The organism is Neobacillus niacini (genome assembly GCF_023715415.1).
Taxonomy (GTDB): Bacteria; Bacillota; Bacilli; order Bacillales; family Cytobacillaceae; genus Neobacillus; species Neobacillus niacini_C.
Genome location: NZ_JAMBOB010000006.1, coordinates 338,905 through 356,021 on the forward strand (window position 1 = coordinate 338,905; position 17,117 = coordinate 356,021).

At 36.2% G+C, this 17,117-nt stretch carries 21 protein-coding genes; 4 read left to right on the forward strand and 17 right to left on the reverse strand.

The window, feature by feature from the left end; all coding sequences use genetic code 11:
* Positions 1–28: 28 nt before the first annotated feature.
* From ypeB to M3189_RS16445, 11 genes are all read right to left on the reverse strand, one after another.
* Entirely contained in the window at positions 29–1,378 is a 1,350-nt protein-coding gene (gene ypeB, locus M3189_RS16395; RefSeq protein WP_251635311.1) for a germination protein YpeB, read from the reverse strand.
* A gap of 13 nt (positions 1,379–1,391) precedes the next feature.
* Positions 1,392–2,303 (reverse strand): spore cortex-lytic enzyme, encoded by a 912-nt coding sequence (gene sleB, locus M3189_RS16400; protein ID WP_251635313.1) that lies wholly within the window; start codon positions 2,301–2,303, stop codon positions 1,392–1,394.
* A 110-nt stretch (positions 2,304–2,413) separates the two neighbouring features.
* Complete coding sequence (prsW, locus tag M3189_RS16405) at positions 2,414–3,103, reverse strand: glutamic-type intramembrane protease PrsW (protein WP_251635315.1); 690 nt, start codon at positions 3,101–3,103, stop codon at positions 2,414–2,416.
* A 93-nt stretch (positions 3,104–3,196) separates the two neighbouring features.
* On the reverse strand, positions 3,197–4,153 hold the full coding sequence (locus M3189_RS16410; protein WP_251635317.1) for an asparaginase: 957 nt from the start codon (positions 4,151–4,153) through the stop codon (positions 3,197–3,199).
* A gap of 9 nt (positions 4,154–4,162) precedes the next feature.
* The gene (locus M3189_RS16415; protein WP_251635320.1) at positions 4,163–5,143 is read right to left on the reverse strand and encodes a YpdA family putative bacillithiol disulfide reductase; all 981 of its coding nucleotides are present in this window, start codon (positions 5,141–5,143) and stop codon (positions 4,163–4,165) included.
* Between the two features lie 263 nt (positions 5,144–5,406).
* Positions 5,407–6,684 carry a Glu/Leu/Phe/Val family dehydrogenase gene (locus tag M3189_RS16420; RefSeq protein WP_251635322.1) on the reverse strand — a complete coding sequence of 426 codons (1,278 nt, stop codon included), beginning with the start codon at positions 6,682–6,684 and terminating at the stop codon, positions 5,407–5,409.
* A 214-nt stretch (positions 6,685–6,898) separates the two neighbouring features.
* Complete coding sequence (locus M3189_RS16425; protein ID WP_251635324.1) at positions 6,899–7,480, reverse strand: genetic competence negative regulator; 582 nt, start codon at positions 7,478–7,480, stop codon at positions 6,899–6,901.
* A gap of 71 nt (positions 7,481–7,551) precedes the next feature.
* Positions 7,552–8,469 carry a MerR family transcriptional regulator gene (locus tag M3189_RS16430; RefSeq protein WP_251635326.1) on the reverse strand — a complete coding sequence of 306 codons (918 nt, stop codon included), beginning with the start codon at positions 8,467–8,469 and terminating at the stop codon, positions 7,552–7,554.
* Positions 8,470–8,514: 45 nt separating this feature from the next.
* The gene (locus tag M3189_RS16435) at positions 8,515–9,282 is read right to left on the reverse strand and encodes a metallophosphoesterase (protein WP_251635329.1); all 768 of its coding nucleotides are present in this window, start codon (positions 9,280–9,282) and stop codon (positions 8,515–8,517) included.
* A gap of 70 nt (positions 9,283–9,352) precedes the next feature.
* Positions 9,353–9,595: a hypothetical protein gene (locus M3189_RS16440; RefSeq protein ID WP_251635331.1), complete on the reverse strand. Its 243-nt coding sequence runs from the start codon at positions 9,593–9,595 to the stop codon at positions 9,353–9,355.
* Between the two features lie 58 nt (positions 9,596–9,653).
* Positions 9,654–10,286 carry a CBS domain-containing protein gene (locus M3189_RS16445; protein WP_251635334.1) on the reverse strand — a complete coding sequence of 211 codons (633 nt, stop codon included), beginning with the start codon at positions 10,284–10,286 and terminating at the stop codon, positions 9,654–9,656.
* 139 nt (positions 10,287–10,425) lie between these two features.
* Here M3189_RS16445 and M3189_RS16450 point away from each other — a divergent pair, with 139 nt between their 5' ends.
* The 3 genes from M3189_RS16450 to M3189_RS16460 are packed head-to-tail and all read left to right on the forward strand — an operon-like array spanning position 10,426 to position 11,519.
* Positions 10,426–10,656 (forward strand): spore coat associated protein CotJA, encoded by a 231-nt coding sequence (locus M3189_RS16450; RefSeq protein WP_179156961.1) that lies wholly within the window; start codon positions 10,426–10,428, stop codon positions 10,654–10,656.
* Complete coding sequence (locus M3189_RS16455) at positions 10,653–10,913, forward strand: spore coat protein CotJB (RefSeq protein WP_251635336.1); 261 nt, start codon at positions 10,653–10,655, stop codon at positions 10,911–10,913. The genes M3189_RS16450 and M3189_RS16455 overlap by 4 nt, the downstream gene beginning before the upstream one ends.
* 36 nt (positions 10,914–10,949) lie before the next feature.
* Positions 10,950–11,519 (forward strand): manganese catalase family protein, encoded by a 570-nt coding sequence (locus M3189_RS16460; protein WP_251635339.1) that lies wholly within the window; start codon positions 10,950–10,952, stop codon positions 11,517–11,519.
* A 30-nt stretch (positions 11,520–11,549) separates the two neighbouring features.
* On the opposite strand, the gene M3189_RS16465 is transcribed toward M3189_RS16460, so the two are convergent.
* From M3189_RS16465 to M3189_RS16485, 5 genes are all read right to left on the reverse strand, one after another.
* Entirely contained in the window at positions 11,550–12,005 is a 456-nt protein-coding gene (locus M3189_RS16465) for a DUF2663 family protein (RefSeq protein WP_251635340.1), read from the reverse strand.
* A gap of 88 nt (positions 12,006–12,093) precedes the next feature.
* Positions 12,094–12,750: a LysM peptidoglycan-binding domain-containing protein gene (locus M3189_RS16470; RefSeq protein WP_251635342.1), complete on the reverse strand. Its 657-nt coding sequence runs from the start codon at positions 12,748–12,750 to the stop codon at positions 12,094–12,096.
* Entirely contained in the window at positions 12,743–13,351 is a 609-nt protein-coding gene (locus tag M3189_RS16475; RefSeq protein ID WP_251635344.1) for a CPBP family intramembrane glutamic endopeptidase, read from the reverse strand. The genes M3189_RS16470 and M3189_RS16475 overlap by 8 nt, the downstream gene beginning before the upstream one ends.
* A complete protein-coding gene (locus M3189_RS16480) occupies positions 13,351–14,856 on the reverse strand; it encodes a RecQ family ATP-dependent DNA helicase (protein WP_251635346.1) in 1,506 nt (501 codons plus the stop codon). Before M3189_RS16480 ends, M3189_RS16475 begins: the two co-directional genes overlap by 1 nt.
* Complete coding sequence (locus tag M3189_RS16485) at positions 14,847–15,917, reverse strand: helix-turn-helix domain-containing protein (protein ID WP_251635348.1); 1,071 nt, start codon at positions 15,915–15,917, stop codon at positions 14,847–14,849. Before M3189_RS16485 ends, M3189_RS16480 begins: the two co-directional genes overlap by 10 nt.
* A gap of 208 nt (positions 15,918–16,125) precedes the next feature.
* On the opposite strand from M3189_RS16485, the gene M3189_RS16490 reads away from it, so the two are divergent.
* Positions 16,126–16,374, forward strand: a complete 249-nt coding sequence (locus M3189_RS16490; protein ID WP_024030326.1) for a ferredoxin — start codon at positions 16,126–16,128, stop codon at positions 16,372–16,374.
* A 112-nt stretch (positions 16,375–16,486) separates the two neighbouring features.
* Here M3189_RS16490 and M3189_RS16495 read toward each other — a convergent pair whose 3' ends face one another.
* Positions 16,487–17,056, reverse strand: a complete 570-nt coding sequence (locus M3189_RS16495; RefSeq protein WP_285889698.1) for an ECF transporter S component — start codon at positions 17,054–17,056, stop codon at positions 16,487–16,489.
* Positions 17,057–17,117 lie beyond the last annotated feature (61 nt).

The following is a 17,117-nucleotide window of genomic DNA, read 5'->3' on the forward strand; positions in this document are numbered from 1 at the left end:
AGTGATAGTATGGTTTTATTCTTAAACCTTAAAGAACTTCCTCGTAAACTGCCTCTGCGTTCTTTAATTTTTCTACTTCTTCTTCGGTACCATCTACTGCATTGATAAAGATCCTGTAGGTGTCATCATCAATGGTTCCTAAGAATTCATAACACAGTACTTCCTTGTTTAAATCATTAACGATAATCGCTTGTCTTTCTTCCATGACTTTAAAGTTAGGATTTACTTTGGCACGAGCTTGCTCACTGGTTAGGACTGGTTTTACTACTTCTCTAGTATGGAAGGATTTTAGATATTCCTCTGCTGTGAAACTAATGATATCGCCATTATCTAGAGCCACTTCAACCTTAATTGCCTCAGGGTAAATCCTTATATTATTTTCACTTGTAACAAAATTAAAGACACCTGTGTTGTCATATTGCATACTCTCAAACAACTCTAGATTTTTAAAACCATTTTCCTTTAAAAAAGCTGCTCCCTTAAGGTTTGCATCATTTAAGCTTATCTTCTGTTTTTCAACTTCTCTGTGATTAATAAACCAAATTGGATACCCTGCTTTTTTCGTGATATCCATACTGCCCTCTTGCCCAGTTTTTTTATTTTTTATTGATACGCTATAAAAACCATAATCTGAGCCTTTACCACTCTCTGTGACTTTTACTTCTGCATTCCCATCAAATTTCATATATTTTTTCGCAATACTGATTGCTTCTTTTTCAGAAATAGTTTTTCCTTTTATTTTCTTGAAATTATCATCCTTCTGCTGCATGTTCGCGAAGGTTGGTCCAAAGTCACTTTCATCATATCCCGAAACCGTTTTCTCAACAGTTTTAAAACCATCAATAATCGTATTATCGGTTTTTTCTTTTCCTGAAGCTAACGCAAGTTCTACATCCATCCAACGTAGATTGTTTTTCAATACCATATGCTGTACTTTACGAAGCTCATTTTGAATTTCACCAGATTGCTTGTATAAAACCTTTAACGTTTCATACTCATCTTCTGATAATGGTTCTTTATCTAAATCTCTCACTGCCGTTTGATAACTAAACTTTCCTATTTGAGCTAAAAATTCCTCCGTTTTATTGAACGGGAGCAAAGTTAACGGAAGTTGACCGACATCACTATGTGCTTCTGAGGTTAATCTCCAAACCTCTACCAATGATGGTGACAAGGAATATCTTGAGTTCATTGCAAGAGTTGTTCCAATCTTATCGTGAAGTAAATCCATCTCATAGGTAAGATCGTGAAAGGCACGTTGATAATTATTTTCGGCATTGATTAAAATTGCATTCTTCTCTCGATGTTCTTGGTAACCCCAGTAGGCAGTACCCGCAACACCTACTGCGAGAACACCTATGATTAATCCTCTTATCATCCTTTTCACCCCTCTATTCGCAAAAAATATGTTTCCCAATTCGTTTAATTTGTGGTCTTGACCAAATCCACTTACTTGTAGCTGTGACCGGATTAAAATAATATAGGGCTTCCCCAGTTGGATCAATCCCATTTATAGCATCTAGTACAGCCTTTTTAGCTTGTTCGTTTGGGGTCAGCCAAATTTGTCCATCCGCAACAGCTGTAAATGCACCGGGTTCAAAAATAACTCCTGAGACAGTATTCGGAAATGATGCACTATTTACACGATTTAAGATGACAGCAGCTACTGCAACTTGCCCCGTATATGGTTCACCTCTAGATTCTCCATACACAGCATTCGCCATTAATTGGATATCGTTACTTGAGAAACCACCTGGCGTATTTGCAGCCGTTGGTTTTTGTGGTGGTGCTTTTGGGGCTGCAGGCTTTGGTGCATCCTGTTTAGGATTCGCCGTATTAGCTGGTGCTTTTGGTTGGGTCTTAGGTTGTGCATTTGGTTGAGCTTTTGGCTGTGCTTTGGGGTTCGGTGCACTCTGCTTTTTTTGGTCCACTCCGCCATAATGGGTAAATTTATTACCTTTATTGATTTGATCCTTTACAAATTGCTTATCATATTTGCTTGCTTTCGCTAATTTTGCCTTTGTCTCTGTACCCGCAAGTCCATCGATTGGTAATCCAAACTCATATTGAAAATTTCGTAGTGCCCAATAGGTGCTCCACCCGAACACACCATCAATTTTCCTATTGTAAAAGCCCAAATACTGAAGTCTAGATTGAAGTTCAATGACATCATCTCCAACTGCACCTTGCTGAATAACCTGGTTAGAGAATGCAAAGGCCCTGTCGTCTTCTAGAAAAGTAATTGGCACCATACAAAGGGAGATTAAGAGTGGAAAAATAAATTTAACAATTTTCTTCTTCATGGAAAAGTAACCTCCAGTTGTAAATCTTTTTAGATGTAAGCCTATTTTTTGTTTTTATGGCAAATTTATTCAAAAAAAAACCCTTCATTTCGAATGAGGGTAAAATCTCACTAAGAATGAAAGGAATTTTGAGCTGAATATTGTTTTTTCTTATGGTTTGTCGTTAAGATTTTCGCCATTTTAACCTTTCTTAAACCAAACCACCAAAGAAAGATCATAAAAGGTAAAATAATATATAGCCAGTTTTCTTGTGAAAGTAAAATATAATCAAAAGATCCATGCAGGATGAAAGGTAAAAGCAAGGATACTAATACCCACTTTGTCTTTGTGCCTTCCATGAATTTTGCTTTTCCAATGTAAAATCCCATAATGACTCCGAATAATGCATGACTTGAGACAGGGAGCAATGCTCTTGCCATTGCATGTTCAATCCCATTGGCAACTAAATAAAATATATTTTCAACTGTGGCAAAACCAAGGGAAACAGCCACGCCATATACAATTCCATCAAACGGTTCATCAAACTCTACATGCTGGTAAATCGCATAGAACAGGATAAACCATTTAAAAAACTCTTCGAGCAGACTCGAGGAAAGAAATGCATCAATAAACCCAGATTTAATGATATTCTCCGAATGGAGCACATGCTGAATAAACATGATTGGAAACACCAGAAGAGCACCGTACATGAAGGTCCTAAAGACTACGGAAATTGGCTCTGACTCATATTCATCTTTTAAATAAAAATAACTCAGCAAGGCCAGACCCGGGGCGATGCCGGCCGATAATATTCCCAGCATGGATAATCCTCATTTCAATTAATTCTTATACTTAATCCTAACATGATATTGTCATTAATTAAATCAAAGAATATATCCATTTCGATTTGCCTATTAAAAATTTATTTTCGCTAGTCCGCTTGCAAGTGCTACCGCTAACTTAATTCTTGCCTTTTTAGAGTCATTATCACTGCCAAGGATTACACCCTTATTGTATAAATCATAGGCACTGCCTTTATAATCATAAGTAGTATACACAGAACCTTCTTCAGCACTCGTTGTAATCACTAGGACAATACCTTCTGAAAGGGATTTTTCGATTTCCTCCATCATTTGCGGAGCTACTTGACCGCGTCCAACACCTTCAAGGATAATCCCTCTAACACCTGATTCTCTTGCAGCTTTAATAAATTTTCCATCCGCTCCGATATAACATTTTACAATTTCGACTTGGGGAATAGGTGATTGAATTGCAAAATATTCACGCTTTATTGGCCTTTGGAAAATATGAACCACATCATTATCTATAATTCCCAGGTACCCGAATCCAAAGACGTTAAATCCCTGAATATTGGAGGCATGCTCTTTTTTCACATAACGAGCAGCAAATATGCGCTCGTTAAATACGACAACAGCACCAGCATTGCGTAAATCCTCTGAACAGGCAGAATATATAGCATGTCTCAGATTTATGAATACATCGCTTCCTAAGTCTTCAGGAGAGCGCTGCGACCCTGTAATAACCACCGGACGTGGATCCATGATGGTTAAATCAAGAAAGTAAGCTGTTTCTTCTAGAGTGTCTGTTCCATGGGTTACCACAACTCCAGAAACCTTATCATCCTCAAAATATTGTACGATTTTATTCTTTAAAACCACTAAATCATCAAATGTGATATGTATGCTTGCTTTTTGAAATACCGATTCGACCACGACTTCAATATCCTTTGGAAGATTACACATTGCAGCCAGCTCTTCACCCGTTAGTTCCCCAGAAGCTAACTTACCTGAATCTTTATTCGGTTTACTGGCAATCGTTCCGCCAGTTGTTAACAAAACAACTTTTTTCATCTATTATATTCACCCTTTATTCAACCCTTTAAGGTTTTCTTTGATTGATTGAGCAATAAGAGCTCCATGGAACCTGCCATTTTCAATAAATATTTCGTTAGCATTATTACCAGCAGCAATTACTCCTGCGATATATATGCCCTCCATATTTGTCTCCATTGTATCAGAATTAAAAAGTGGTCTTCCAGTTTCTTCGTCAATATGAATCCCCATATTTTTTAAGAATTGGTGATCTGGTCGATAACCTGTCATCGCAAAAACAAAATCATTGTATATGGACTTTTCTACTCCATCCTTTTTATATCTTACATGGTTATTTGTAATTTCTATAATATCAGAATTAAATTCCATTATTATGGTACCGTTCCGAACTAATGCCTCAAATTCTGGGAGAATCCATGGCTTTATACTCGGAGAATATTCTTTCCCACGGTATAAAACAGAAACTCTTGCACCTGCTTTAACAAGTTCAAGTGCTGCATCTACGCTGGAGTTCTTGCCGCCGATTACACAGACATCCGTATCAAAGTATGGGTGTGCTTCTTTAAAGTAATGTGATACTTTTGGTAAATCCTCCCCGGGCACATTCATAAAGTTTGGGTGATCATAGTATCCTGTAGCAATCACAACAAACTTTGTATGATATATTTGTCTATCGGTAACTACTTGAAAACCGTTATCTTCTTTCAACACCTTTGATACTTTTTCAAAAGAGTTAACACGCAGTTGTTTCCGCTTAACAACATCTCGATAATAGACGAGCGCTTGATTTCGTTTCGGTTTATAGCTTTCTGTAATAAAAGGAACATCACCGATTTCTAGCTTTTCGCTTGTACTAAAAAATGTTTGATGGGTTGGGTAATGATAGATGGCATTTACCACATTCCCTTTTTCAATAATAAGCGGGTTAAGACCGATTTCTTTGAAGGCTATAGCAGCAGCTAAACCACATGGTCCCCCTCCGACAATGATAATATCTTCTAAATGCAAATTGATCACCTCAATTTATTATTCCATAAAGGGCTCTATTCTCAAATAACTTTGATATTGAAAGCAAAATAAAATTCTTATTGGGAATAGAATAAATTTTTTGAGAAAAGAGACTGTAAACTTAATTCTAAAGCTCAAAATAGTTGATTCCGCGTTAAAATCGGCTTTAAGATTTTAACAACAATCTTTAGAGATCAGACTCCATAAAAAAACTCCTACCGTCATATGATAGGAGTTTTTCCAATATGTTTCAATAGTATCTTTTAAATCCAGCCTCTGAATCTGCTGGCTTCTGCCATTTTTCTTACCCCGACCATATAGGCGGATAGGCGCATATCAACACGACGAGTTTGTGCTGTATCATAAATATTATTAAATGACTTTACCATTACTTTTTCGAGTTTTTCCTCTACTTCTTCTTCAGACCAGTAATAACCTTGGTTATTTTGAACCCATTCAAAGTAGGAAACTGTAACTCCGCCGGCAGATGCTAGTACATCTGGGACAAGTAAAATACCACGCTCTGTTAGTATTTCAGTCGCCTCAAGTGTTGTAGGTCCGTTAGCAGCTTCAACCACTATACCCGCACGAATATTATGAGCATTTTCAGCAGTAATTTGATTTTCAATTGCAGCCGGTACAAGAATGTCGCACTCAAGCTCTAGTAATTCTTTATTCGTAATCGTATTATTGAATAATTTCGTTACCGTACCAAAGCTATCACGACGGTCTAGAAGATAATCAATATCAAGTCCATTTGGATCATATAATGCGCCATAAGCATCAGAAATACCAACAACCTTAGCTCCTGCATCATGCATGAATTTGGATAAGAAGCTTCCTGCATTACCAAATCCTTGAATAACCACCCTGGCACCTTCGATTTGAATCCCTTTCTTCTTTGCTGCTTCACGTATACAAATGGTTACACCCTTAGCAGTAGCAGATTCACGCCCATGTGAGCCTCCTAGTACTAGAGGCTTACCCGTAATAAATCCTGGTGAGTTAAATTCATCTATACGACTATATTCATCCATCATCCAAGCCATAATTTGAGAATTTGTAAACACATCTGGTGCCGGAATATCCTTTGTTGGCCCAACAATTTGACTAATTGCTCGTACATATCCACGGCTTAATCTTTCTAGCTCTCTAAATGACATATCGCGCGGATCACAAATGATTCCGCCTTTTCCACCGCCATATGGTAGATCAACAATTCCACACTTCAAACTCATCCAAATGGAAAGAGCCTTAACTTCAGTTTCTGATACATTGGGATGGAACCTAATTCCGCCCTTTGTTGGACCGACTGCATCGTTATGCTGTGCACGGTAGCCGGTAAATATCTTTATTGAACCGTCATCCATTCTTACTGGAATTTTTACTGTCATCATACGTAATGGCTCTTTTAAAAGCTCATATACTTCTTCAGGATAACCTAACTTTTCAAGAGCTTTATGTATAACTGTCTGAGTTGAAGTTAACACATTATTCTCTTCCTCTTGATTAGTTTTTTCATTACCTTTTTCGGCTACCATCTGTAAACCTCCTAGAAAATCACTTTAACTAATGTTGTCGCTTTCAGAGACAAGTATACACGACTAATGGATTTATGCAAGATGAAAAATACACTTTTCATTACTTTTTGAGTAATTATTGTAAACGCTACCAACTTAATAAAAAGAGGGGATATTTCGATTCAAACAAAAAAGGAGCGGCGGACTCCTTACAATGACTTGAGTATATAAAAATCTATTTGAAATACTTTAGTATTGTTTCCACCGCATTGTCTTTAATAATTTGATTACCATATTCAGCAAGTACATGCGTACTAAGAATGGAAGGATTTCCGTATTCAGATAAATAGGCTGCAATTTTCTCTACAAGTGAAGGATCTAAATTATTCATAAGTAAGTAATATCGATTATTATAGGAAAATAAACTGCCACCGCTAACTTGCAGTGGTGTCAGCCTGTGAGAAAGATCGATGATATCTTCAATACTATCGAATTGAAATAGCAGGTTTTCACACCCTTCAACCCTAACCTGCATTTCTACATAGCCATCAAACAATACTTCCTCTTCTTCAATATTTTCGTCAACCGTAATGATCATTATCATTCCTTGTGCCTGTAGGGAAAAAATTTCAACAGCTACAGACCCTTGAATATCAACATCAAATTCCTCGCTTGCCTCTTCTAGCATATCGTGGAAAAGTTGATGCCATTTTATTGAATCTTTCCAAATATCGTCTTTGGAAAGTCCCCTTTCCATTAAATCATCAGAGGTTAAAAAAATTTTTATCTTATTGACTGTTAAGCGTTCTAAGCGCATGCTCTTTTGCCCCCTGCCCTGACATAACTCTTATCCCTAGTGTATGTCAATGGCTTTGGTTGGTGCTTTGTCTAAAATACCATCCGTTCCATTAGCCACATTTCCCATTCATTTATGGATTGTCCAAGAACAAAGGGTGAAAACTGTTCCTTATCAGAGGGCTTCATTGATGTAATTGCTTCACCACAAATACCAACAGAAAAGTCTAGATGATTTTTTGAAAGCAGGTCAACAAGCGAAAGTGCGCCATCTAAGTCTTGCTGTTCCTCACATGAGACGATAAATAAATCAGGATGAATCATTTCTAATGTTTCCAAAATATCCCCTTCAGAATGAAATGCACCTATGTTTATTATTTTAACCCCGTGTTTTCTTAGAAAAAAGCTGAACGTTAGCTGTCCTAGTCCTATATCATCCCCTCTTTGGGAAAATGTAAGACATACAGCTTTGGTAAGATGAACATTACTTGGAAAGCTATGAATAATGGTTGTAATTCGTGCCTGTAAAAATGATACAGAATAATTCCTTTGAGCTTTGGTTATTTTTCCTCCATTAAAAGATTCTTCAATTTTCATAAAGATTTGACTAAAAATCTCTATGACTACTTTTTCCATCGTAAAAATACTAAACAATGAATTGATTATTTCGTTTATCTTTTCCTGTTCAAAGTGGATTAAGGCGTCATATAAACCATCTGTTAAACTGTTTAATGGATTACCAAGAGTAAGGTTTAATGCTTCTGAATCGATTTGCATCTGATTTTGTCCCATTAAAGAAATCGCCTGGCTGATGGTAAATCCCTGATTCACCTTCTTTATTAACCACTTTAAAATTTTTATATGTTCTTCTGTATATAATCGATGTCCTGCTTCATTTCTAACGGGGGCTATCATTTGATAACGCCTTTCCCATGCTCTTAGCGTTCCAGGTTGAATTCCCAGCATTAATGCAGCAGCTTTAATATTATATTTACCTTCTTGTTCACCCATCTAAATTCCCCCGATATTACCTAACCATCCATAAAATGAATATTATTACTCATTCTTAAGAGTAATCAAATGACATTGTGCAGGTGCACCTAATCTTAGTGGTACACCTGTCGTGCCATACCCATTACTAATTAACAACGTAGTGTTTACTAATTTTTCAACTTTACCTTTTTCATATGGGCTGTAACCTAGAATATGTATTTGTCCACCATGGGTGTGACCACTTAACACGAGTCTGATTTTATATTCTGGCATGATTTTGTCTGTAATGTCAGGGTAATGACTTGCCAATATCTTAAAGCTATTATCCTCAGCATCTAATAATGCCAAGTCTATTCTGTCTCTCTCTTGATTTAAGGCATCTACGCCAAGTAAAGATAATTTATCACCTTTTGCGGATTCGAAAATAGCTGCAGTATTATCCAATACTTTTACTCCATAATCCAATAGAATGGCATCTAATTTACGAAAATCCGCTTCATAGTCATTATTCCCCCAAACAAAATACACAGGACCTAATTGTTTTAATTTCTCAAGGTTCTTTTTTACTTTTTCAAAGGGTACCTTTTTCTCCATTAAATCTCCGCCTATTACCACAATATCTGTTTTCCCGGTTACAGCTGTGATAATATCATCGGAAATAAGACGCTTGTGAATATCTGAGATAAAGAAAATCGATACAGATCCAAAAGAACTAGGAAAATCTTCGAAAGTCATCTCATGATGTACGACACGATTTAGGAATGCTTCTTTTACCATAAACAAGATAAGACCTGCTCCCATAATCAGAAGCAAAATGATAATATAACCCATATCTTCCCCTTTTCCCATCTTAATGTACTAATAAAAATCATACCATAAAGGACGCTAAAACCAAACAGGACTAACGGTTGCTCCGTTTCTGCTTCACTTTTTTTAAAGTAAGTTGAAAAAACCATCGAAATAGTTGCAGGCTGATGACTAATCCAAAGAAAAAAGCTAATGAGGCAGCAAAAAACTCCAATGGATAAATAATCGGTCCAACCAAAATATCAGCAAAATGAAATGGGTAAGTAATTGGAAACCATTCAATAAACAAATATCCACACACAAGAATGAAAAATAACCGCCAAATGATTCTAAACAAAGAAATCCCTCCCATACATTGTATGAGACGGATTTCATTTCTTTCCGCAAGAGATTAATTAGTCTTCCTGAATACTTAAGATACGGAAACCTTGCTCTTCCAGCTTCTTAGTAAACCGATCAATATTATCTTTCTTTTCTACCTTCATAACAATTCTCCGAACTAATTTATCAGTCTCATCAAACGTTACGAGCGAAATAATATGTTCATGGAAGTGATGGGCAATTTCAGAAAGTCGAGCAATACGCCCTTCTGTTTCGACTGAAGTAAAAGCAATCCTTACCCCTGGGCGATTTACTCCAAAAGCACTCTGAAAAGTGGAAAGGACATCAGATCGTGTAACAACCCCTAGAAATTTACCATTCGAGTCAACAACAGCTAACAGCGGGAAGTCTTTTAAATCAAGAAGTGTTTTTTCAAAGACTTCTTCACCCTGTAAGTATTTCTCATGATGTGTAGCAATATCTTTAACTTTGACGCTGCTTAAATATTCATCCTTTTGTCTTCCGGACAAAAAGTAGTTTTCATAAATTTTGTATCGTGTAACAACCCCTTGATACTTTTCACCTTGTAAAACTGGCACTCCATCAATTTGATGGGTTTCCAATTGTTCTAAAGCTTCCGCCAACGATGTGTTTTCCTGCACGGTCACACAGGCATGATTGGGAATCATCATATTTTTTACAAACACTTCAATCACCTCTACATAATAATCCTACCTTCCTATTATACTTCAACAAAACATGGATTTATCCTTTTTTTCCAGAATCATGTCATGAACTTTAAAAATTTTCATATTTATTAATGATGTTAATTAAGGGAGGGCTACTATGTTTACTCTATATAAAACCTGGCACCCTATTGCTAGTCCATTTGACCCCTGCAAACCGATTCTTGAAAAAACTTATTCAACTCCCCCAAATATTTATATGGGATTTCAACCACCTAATCTTCCACAATTCTCACCACAGGAAGCACTAAGAGCAGGAACACTTTGGAAACCATTTTATGACCCCTATTTTAACCCATTTGAGAAGGCTAAGGGGGGAATTCCTAGATGAAACAAATCCCGCCTGAATATTATCAAATGATGGAACAGCTTCAAGCTGTTGATTTTGTCTTAGTGGAATTAACACTATACCTAGACACACACCCTGATGACCTTGAAGCGATTAAACAATTCAATCATTATGTAAAAGAAAGAAAAACGATAAAAAAGGCATTTGAAAGTCAATTTGGTCCTCTTCAACAGTTTGGCAACAGCTATTCTGGACACCCATGGAACTGGAACGAGGCGCCTTGGCCTTGGCAAGTGTAAATCAAATTTAAAAATCCGAGGGAGGGCTTTGTTTATATGTGGATATATGAGAAAAAGCTTCAATATCCGGTTCGTGTAAGTACTTGTAACCCCACATTAGCTAAATATTTAGTGGAGCAATATGGCGGTGCTGATGGCGAGCTTTCAGCTGCTTTGAGATATTTAAACCAAAGATATTCTATACCTGATAAAGTAATTGGATTATTAACTGATATTGGGACGGAGGAATTCGCACATCTAGAAATGATTGCCACTATGATTTATAAACTCACCAAAGATGCTACACCTGAAATGATGAAGGCAGCCGGATTAGGTGATCACTATGCCATACATGATAATGCTCTCTATTACGAAAATTCATCTGGGGTACCTTGGACTGCTTCGTATATACAAGCTAAAGGTGACCCCATTGCTGACCTTTACGAAGATATTGCAGCAGAAGAAAAGGCAAGAGCCACTTACCAATGGATCATTAATCTAAGCGATGACCCTGATTTAAATGATGGTTTAAGGTTCCTTCGCGAAAGAGAAATCATTCATTCACAGCGCTTTCGTGAAGCAGTAGAAATATTAAAGGATGAACAAGGAAAGAAAATATTCTTTTAATGTTCGTAAGAAGCAGACCGAGGCTGCTTCTTACTTTTTTTCGTGATACAGATTAATATCATAGGTTTTCTTCATTACATCAAAATCAACATGGCGATTTTTCCAATGTTCTTCCTTTTTCCATAAATCCTTACTGCGATTAACAATTTCACATCTTAATTCCTGATATTCTTTCTCCTTTTTATCTTTCTGCTGCCTCAATACATTCATCGCACCATACAATATGGCTGTAATAGCCATCAAGCTGATATTAATGGCATCACTAACAGAAGCAGAAAACATAGCAAAAAAAGAATAAGAGTATTGTTTAGCAATCATAAAATAGAAATAACTAAAAAATAGGAAAGCAAACAGCAGCATTGAATAAATAGATAAATAGTGCCATCTTTTAGCAGTATCAAACTTAATCTTTCTTTTTCGGACATTCTCTAACATTTGTTTCGTTGCTTCATCCGTATACTCAAGTGAACGAATTGGTTTATCCATACTATCAACACCTCATTACCATAAATATGAACTTGTCCGATAAATTATGAAAAATTCATATTAAAAAAACCGATCAAAAATTGATCGGCTACTTTTTCACTGGGATTTTCAAGACTTGTCCAACCATGATTTCATTACTTTTTAAATTATTTGCTTTTCGGATGATTTCCTCTCCAGCTTTTGAATGGTAATACTTCAAAGAAATCCGATAGAGATTTTCACCTGTTTTTACCGTATGGGTTAAAGTTGTTTCTGTAGAAGCGGCGCTAGTTTTATCCGTGTTTGGTACATTATTATTGCCTTGTTCTGAAACAGGTTCTTCGACTGGAGTTTCTTGAATAACCGGCTGTTGGACTTCTATTACAGCCTCCTCATTCTCAGTCGAATTATCCTCTTTTTTCTCACCATCTTTGGTTTCACTGCTGCTTTCTGTCTCCGACTTTTCAAAGTTAATAACCTCATATCCAGAAGATTCACCAGTGACTTTTTCTGTATTTTTGCCTTTCCCCTCCTCAAGATAGGAGTAAGCACTAAAAATAACGATTGGAAGTAGGATAAAAAATAATACCAATATTCGAATAACTGGATACTTTACTTTCAATTTCGTTTTCTTTCTCTTTTCTCTATGAATCTGTTCTCTTGGGGGTAACTTTTCACGACCTTCGGTTGTTGTTTCTTCATTTATTTTTTCAATACGCCGTTTAAGCCTTTCTGCCTGGGTTCTATACGGTTCTTCATTATTCATGAATCAGTCCCTCCTGTTCATCAATGTCTGTGGAGCATCTATATTTAATATAAATCCCCAATAAAAAATCAATTGTAAAATGCATGACTATCGTAAGAGCTAAATTGTTACTCCATTCATACATGTAACCTATGAAAAAACTAAGAATCACAATATTAGTAAACAAAAACCAATTAAAAAGGTATCGATAATGGATGATAGCAAATATGAGACTTGCTAGAATGAGTCCAACCTTAGTTTGGATAACTCCTCGAAAAAGTAATTCTTCACTGATAGCTACAACTGCAGCAATCCATGCTATGTGGAGGATACTTCTATTTTTAAAAATTCTATTGTTCAAACCACCATCATCATAATAGGATGACGGCAGCCATTTCATTAAAAGAATATCTAAAATGACTACTGCAACCCCTGCGGGAACGCCAATCAAGAATATTTTTTTGTCAGAAAAATCAATAGCCTTCATAAATGAGAATTGATCAAACAATAGAATACCTAAACCTATAGTAATAACAAGGAGTATGATTTGGGTCATATATAAATGAAAGAGTAACTCTCTGTCGGTTAATCCTTTGATTAATTCGTTATATTTATTTTTCATTAACTCAACTCTCTATTTAGTAGAATATTGGCTAGATAATCTTTCCACATGCCTTCATTCATCTGATTCGTCTGTTCTACCTCATGTGCTTGATAGTGTTCTAACTGGAATCCACAAATATCGCAGCAATTCCTAATACTTTCCTTACCAGCACCTTCTTCAAAGTAATCGAGAATTAAATCTCTTCTACATGAATTTGACTTAACCCATTTTTTCAGAAAATAAATACTATCCTTCTTTACTTTTAATCTTTCATTAGCGAATTCGGTAATATTTTGCTTTAACTGATCCAAGGTAGAAGCGCCTTGAGCATTTTTGATTAAGTCAAGAATAATACGCCATTGGACCTCAGAAAAGCCTCCCTGTTCCCTTAAATACTGGTTACCTTCTAAGAAAAGACCATGTGGTATTTCACTTTGTTCTAAACGTGAGAACAGCCAATCAATTTGCAGCTGCGTGGGAAGTTCTCCTTCTGCGAGCTGTATGGGGAGCTGTTCATCACCAGGCGAATATAATAGTATCGCAATGCTCGTTTCACCATCACGTCCAGCTCGACCAATCTCTTGTAGATATGATTCAATTTGCATTGGCATATGGTAATGGATGATAAATCGAATATTTTCCTTATTAACACCCATACCAAAAGCACTTGTTGCACAAATCACATCGAGTTGTCCGTGAATAAATTGTTGTTGTATTAAAATTCTTTGTTCCTGTTCTAAGCCTCCATGATAAGCCATAGTCCTCTTCATACCCTTCTCTATTAATAGAGAAGCCATTTGTTCCGCAACCTTTTTACTGGAAAAATAAATAATTCCAGGCTTTTGTAACTGAAGAACTAATTCTATCAAACGGGACTGCTTATCCTGATAATTAGGTATTTCCTCAACATAAAAAGCAATATTTGGCCGGTCAATCGTCGATTCAATCTTGTTATATTCCTCCAAATCAAGGGATTGGATAATATCCTCTCTAACCTTTTTAGTTGCGGTTGCTGTTAAAGCAAGGGTTAGTGGATTCCCCAGTTTCTTTCGAAAATCTCCAAGCTTTGAATAATCTGGACGAAAATCATAGCCCCATTGTGAAATACAATGTGCCTCATCCACTACAAATAAAGAGATGGTAAGGTCTTGGAGCTTTTTCATAATAGCTGGCAGCCCTAACATTTCAGGCGAAACAAAAATATATTTATATTTTGTTAAGTTGCGTAATACGTATCCTCGCTTATCAGAATCAAGAAAAGAGTTTAAAGCAATTACCCGTTTTTCTCCAAATTTCATTAATTGCTCTACCTGATCCTGCATAAGGGATAATAAAGGGGAAATGATTAATATCTGCCCATCAAGACAGTACCCTGGAAGTTGGTAACATAAAGATTTACCTGTCCCTGTAGGAAGCATCGCAATCGTGTGGTTTCCTTCGAGTAAGGATGAAATCACTTCTTTTTGCCCTGTTTTAAATGTCTGATATCCAAAATACTTATATAAAAGTTTTTCTAACTCCATTGTCTATCACCATTCTTTGCGAGAACGAGTCTTATTTGAAAGTAGGAAGTTTCTTTTAAGATGTTCCTAATTACTTTAAGCTGCCTTGTTGCTTCTTGCTGTGAAATTTCTAAGATCTTCTGTTGGGTTTCTACATCAACATAGGAATTGATAGAAAAATCCTTTATATTTAAAGCGAATTCTACAATATGATCTTCAATTGTGCTTATTTTCAAATGACGAATACCTGAGATCCCCTCCAGAGAAAAACCTTGGTTTAAAAGTTCCCAGGTTTTACGAGAAGAAAGAGTTAAGGAATTTTTTTGTTCAACATTTGTAAGCAGGGATGATAGCATCTGATAACGAGCTGGATTATCTTCAATGAATTGGATTAGGCAATGCAGGCTATCGGTAAATGCAAGATGATATTGCAGGGAATCCATATTCAGCATTTTCGCTGTTTGCATAGAGGTCAATCCAATCTGATGATATCCTGTTAATCTAAAAACCAATAATGAAGGATTCATATCCTGTGCCTGTTCAAAAATATCCACTAATTCCGAATAGACAATCTCCCCTAGCTTTTGCTTCGGTATCGAGGTAGATTTTAAAAAGTCCTTGAGCCAGTTATGAACCTCGGTATTTTTTTGAATGGGGATGTATTTCGTTTCTTGAAATGTAATATTGGAAGCTACTTGAACGAGCAGGGACAGTCTTTCCCAAACTAACAATGTATTGTGTTGATATTTCCACCCATTTATATAGGATGGCTGTGGATGTTGTAATAAGTATTCTTGTCCTCTTAAGGTAAGTATAAATCTTTGATTTCCAACAGCTTCCACCAATTTTCTTTCAAGTAAGTTGGTGAAAATTTCATCAAAGGATTGGCGCGTTAAAGGTTCAAGAATTCGAAAGTACCTCTTAAGTGAAAATAAATGTGCATCCTGAAGTGTTTGTGATGATTTTTTTCCATTTAAAAGGTGGAAGATGGAGTAGATCGTTCTTTCACCGTTCAATTGTTTCAAACAATATAATAAAATGTTTTCTATTTCACACATTCCATTCCACCACTTTTTACTCATAATCGACAAAATCACCTATTTTTCTATCCCTATTCTATCATGAAAGTGATATTCGTGTTGCTATAAAATGTGGAAGATTAGGGAATCCAAATCCTATAGAGTATTTTTCTATTGAAAAGTTAGTCATTCAGTTTTACAATAGGAATGAGTAATGCGTTTCCATTTCATTTGGAATGAGTAAGTTATTTTATTGGGAGGTTTTTTTTTCATGGCAAAGTACACGATTGTTGACAAAGAAACTTGCATTGCATGCGGAGCATGTGGAGCAGCAGCACCAGACATTTATGATTATGATGACGAGGGTATTGCATTTGTAACTCTTGACGATAATGAGGGTATTGTTGAAATCCCTGATGTATTAATTGATGACATGATGGATGCTTTTGAAGGCTGTCCAACTGATTCAATTAAAGTTGCTGACGAAGCATTTGACGGCAATCCAACTAAATTCGAATAATATTTTGTCATTAAAATATTGTTAAGCTGCTACCCTCGTCAACTTATGGCGGGGGTTTATTTTTTTACAGGAAAATAAAGAAATCCAGGCAAGAAGCCTGGATTCTTTGCTTTTAAGCACTTTTTACAATTGTAAATTTATTAATCCATGCCTGCATTCTGATGAATAGCAGCATAAATATAGAAGACATGATAATGCCTTTTATGATATTAAATGGTAAAATCGCTGGTACTACTAAATTTCGCATGTCAGGAAACTTTAACAGCGATGTATAGGCCGGTAAAATAAATAAGTAATTTAAAATGCTCATCATTACCGCCATTATTAGAGTCCCTGCAATCAGTGCGATTGTCATTCCTTTTCGGGTTCTCATTTTGTTGTATACATAGTAGGTTGGTAAAACGAATAGAATTCCCGCAAGGAAATTAGCAATATGGCCAACTGGAATTCCAGTTGCACTGCCAGTAGCAATATAATTGAGTGCGTTTTTGAAAAACTCAACTAAAATTCCTGCAACAGGTCCGAAAATTAAAGCTGCGATTAATGCTGGGATATCGCTAAAATCAATAAACAAGAAATTTGGAAATGGCGGAAGCGGGAAGTTAATCAGCATTAAAAGATATGCGATACTGCTCAGCATTCCAATTGAAACAATTGCCTTGACACTCATTTTTTTCTTCATTCTTTTCCTCTCTCCTTTTTGATCCATCAAGTTAGGAAGAGAGGTTCAGCAGCTTTTAAGG

Excerpts from the sequence above, each read along its gene's own strand:
- ypeB (WP_251635311.1), bottom strand. The coding sequence starts at position 1,378 with ATGATAAGAGGATTAATCATAGGTGTTCTCGCAGTAGGTGTTGCGGGT.
- sleB (WP_251635313.1), bottom strand. The coding sequence starts at position 2,303 with ATGAAGAAGAAAATTGTTAAATTTATTTTTCCACTCTTAATCTCCCTT.
- prsW (WP_251635315.1), bottom strand. The coding sequence starts at position 3,103 with ATGCTGGGAATATTATCGGCCGGCATCGCCCCGGGTCTGGCCTTGCTG.
- M3189_RS16410 (WP_251635317.1), bottom strand. The coding sequence starts at position 4,153 with ATGAAAAAAGTTGTTTTGTTAACAACTGGCGGAACGATTGCCAGTAAA.
- M3189_RS16420 (WP_251635322.1), bottom strand. The coding sequence starts at position 6,684 with ATGGTAGCCGAAAAAGGTAATGAAAAAACTAATCAAGAGGAAGAGAAT.
- M3189_RS16425 (WP_251635324.1), bottom strand. The coding sequence starts at position 7,480 with ATGCGCTTAGAACGCTTAACAGTCAATAAGATAAAAATTTTTTTAACC.
- M3189_RS16430 (WP_251635326.1), bottom strand. The coding sequence starts at position 8,469 with ATGGGTGAACAAGAAGGTAAATATAATATTAAAGCTGCTGCATTAATG.
- M3189_RS16435 (WP_251635329.1), bottom strand. The coding sequence starts at position 9,282 with ATGGGTTATATTATCATTTTGCTTCTGATTATGGGAGCAGGTCTTATC.
- M3189_RS16450 (WP_179156961.1), top strand. The coding sequence starts at position 10,426 with ATGTTTACTCTATATAAAACCTGGCACCCTATTGCTAGTCCATTTGAC.
- M3189_RS16455 (WP_251635336.1), top strand. The coding sequence starts at position 10,653 with ATGAAACAAATCCCGCCTGAATATTATCAAATGATGGAACAGCTTCAA.
- M3189_RS16460 (WP_251635339.1), top strand. The coding sequence starts at position 10,950 with ATGTGGATATATGAGAAAAAGCTTCAATATCCGGTTCGTGTAAGTACT.
- M3189_RS16465 (WP_251635340.1), bottom strand. The coding sequence starts at position 12,005 with ATGGATAAACCAATTCGTTCACTTGAGTATACGGATGAAGCAACGAAA.
- M3189_RS16470 (WP_251635342.1), bottom strand. The coding sequence starts at position 12,750 with ATGAATAATGAAGAACCGTATAGAACCCAGGCAGAAAGGCTTAAACGG.
- M3189_RS16475 (WP_251635344.1), bottom strand. The coding sequence starts at position 13,351 with ATGAAAAATAAATATAACGAATTAATCAAAGGATTAACCGACAGAGAG.
- M3189_RS16480 (WP_251635346.1), bottom strand. The coding sequence starts at position 14,856 with ATGGAGTTAGAAAAACTTTTATATAAGTATTTTGGATATCAGACATTT.
- M3189_RS16485 (WP_251635348.1), bottom strand. The coding sequence starts at position 15,917 with ATGAGTAAAAAGTGGTGGAATGGAATGTGTGAAATAGAAAACATTTTA.
- M3189_RS16490 (WP_024030326.1), top strand. The coding sequence starts at position 16,126 with ATGGCAAAGTACACGATTGTTGACAAAGAAACTTGCATTGCATGCGGA.
- M3189_RS16495 (WP_285889698.1), bottom strand. The coding sequence starts at position 17,056 with ATGAAGAAAAAAATGAGTGTCAAGGCAATTGTTTCAATTGGAATGCTG.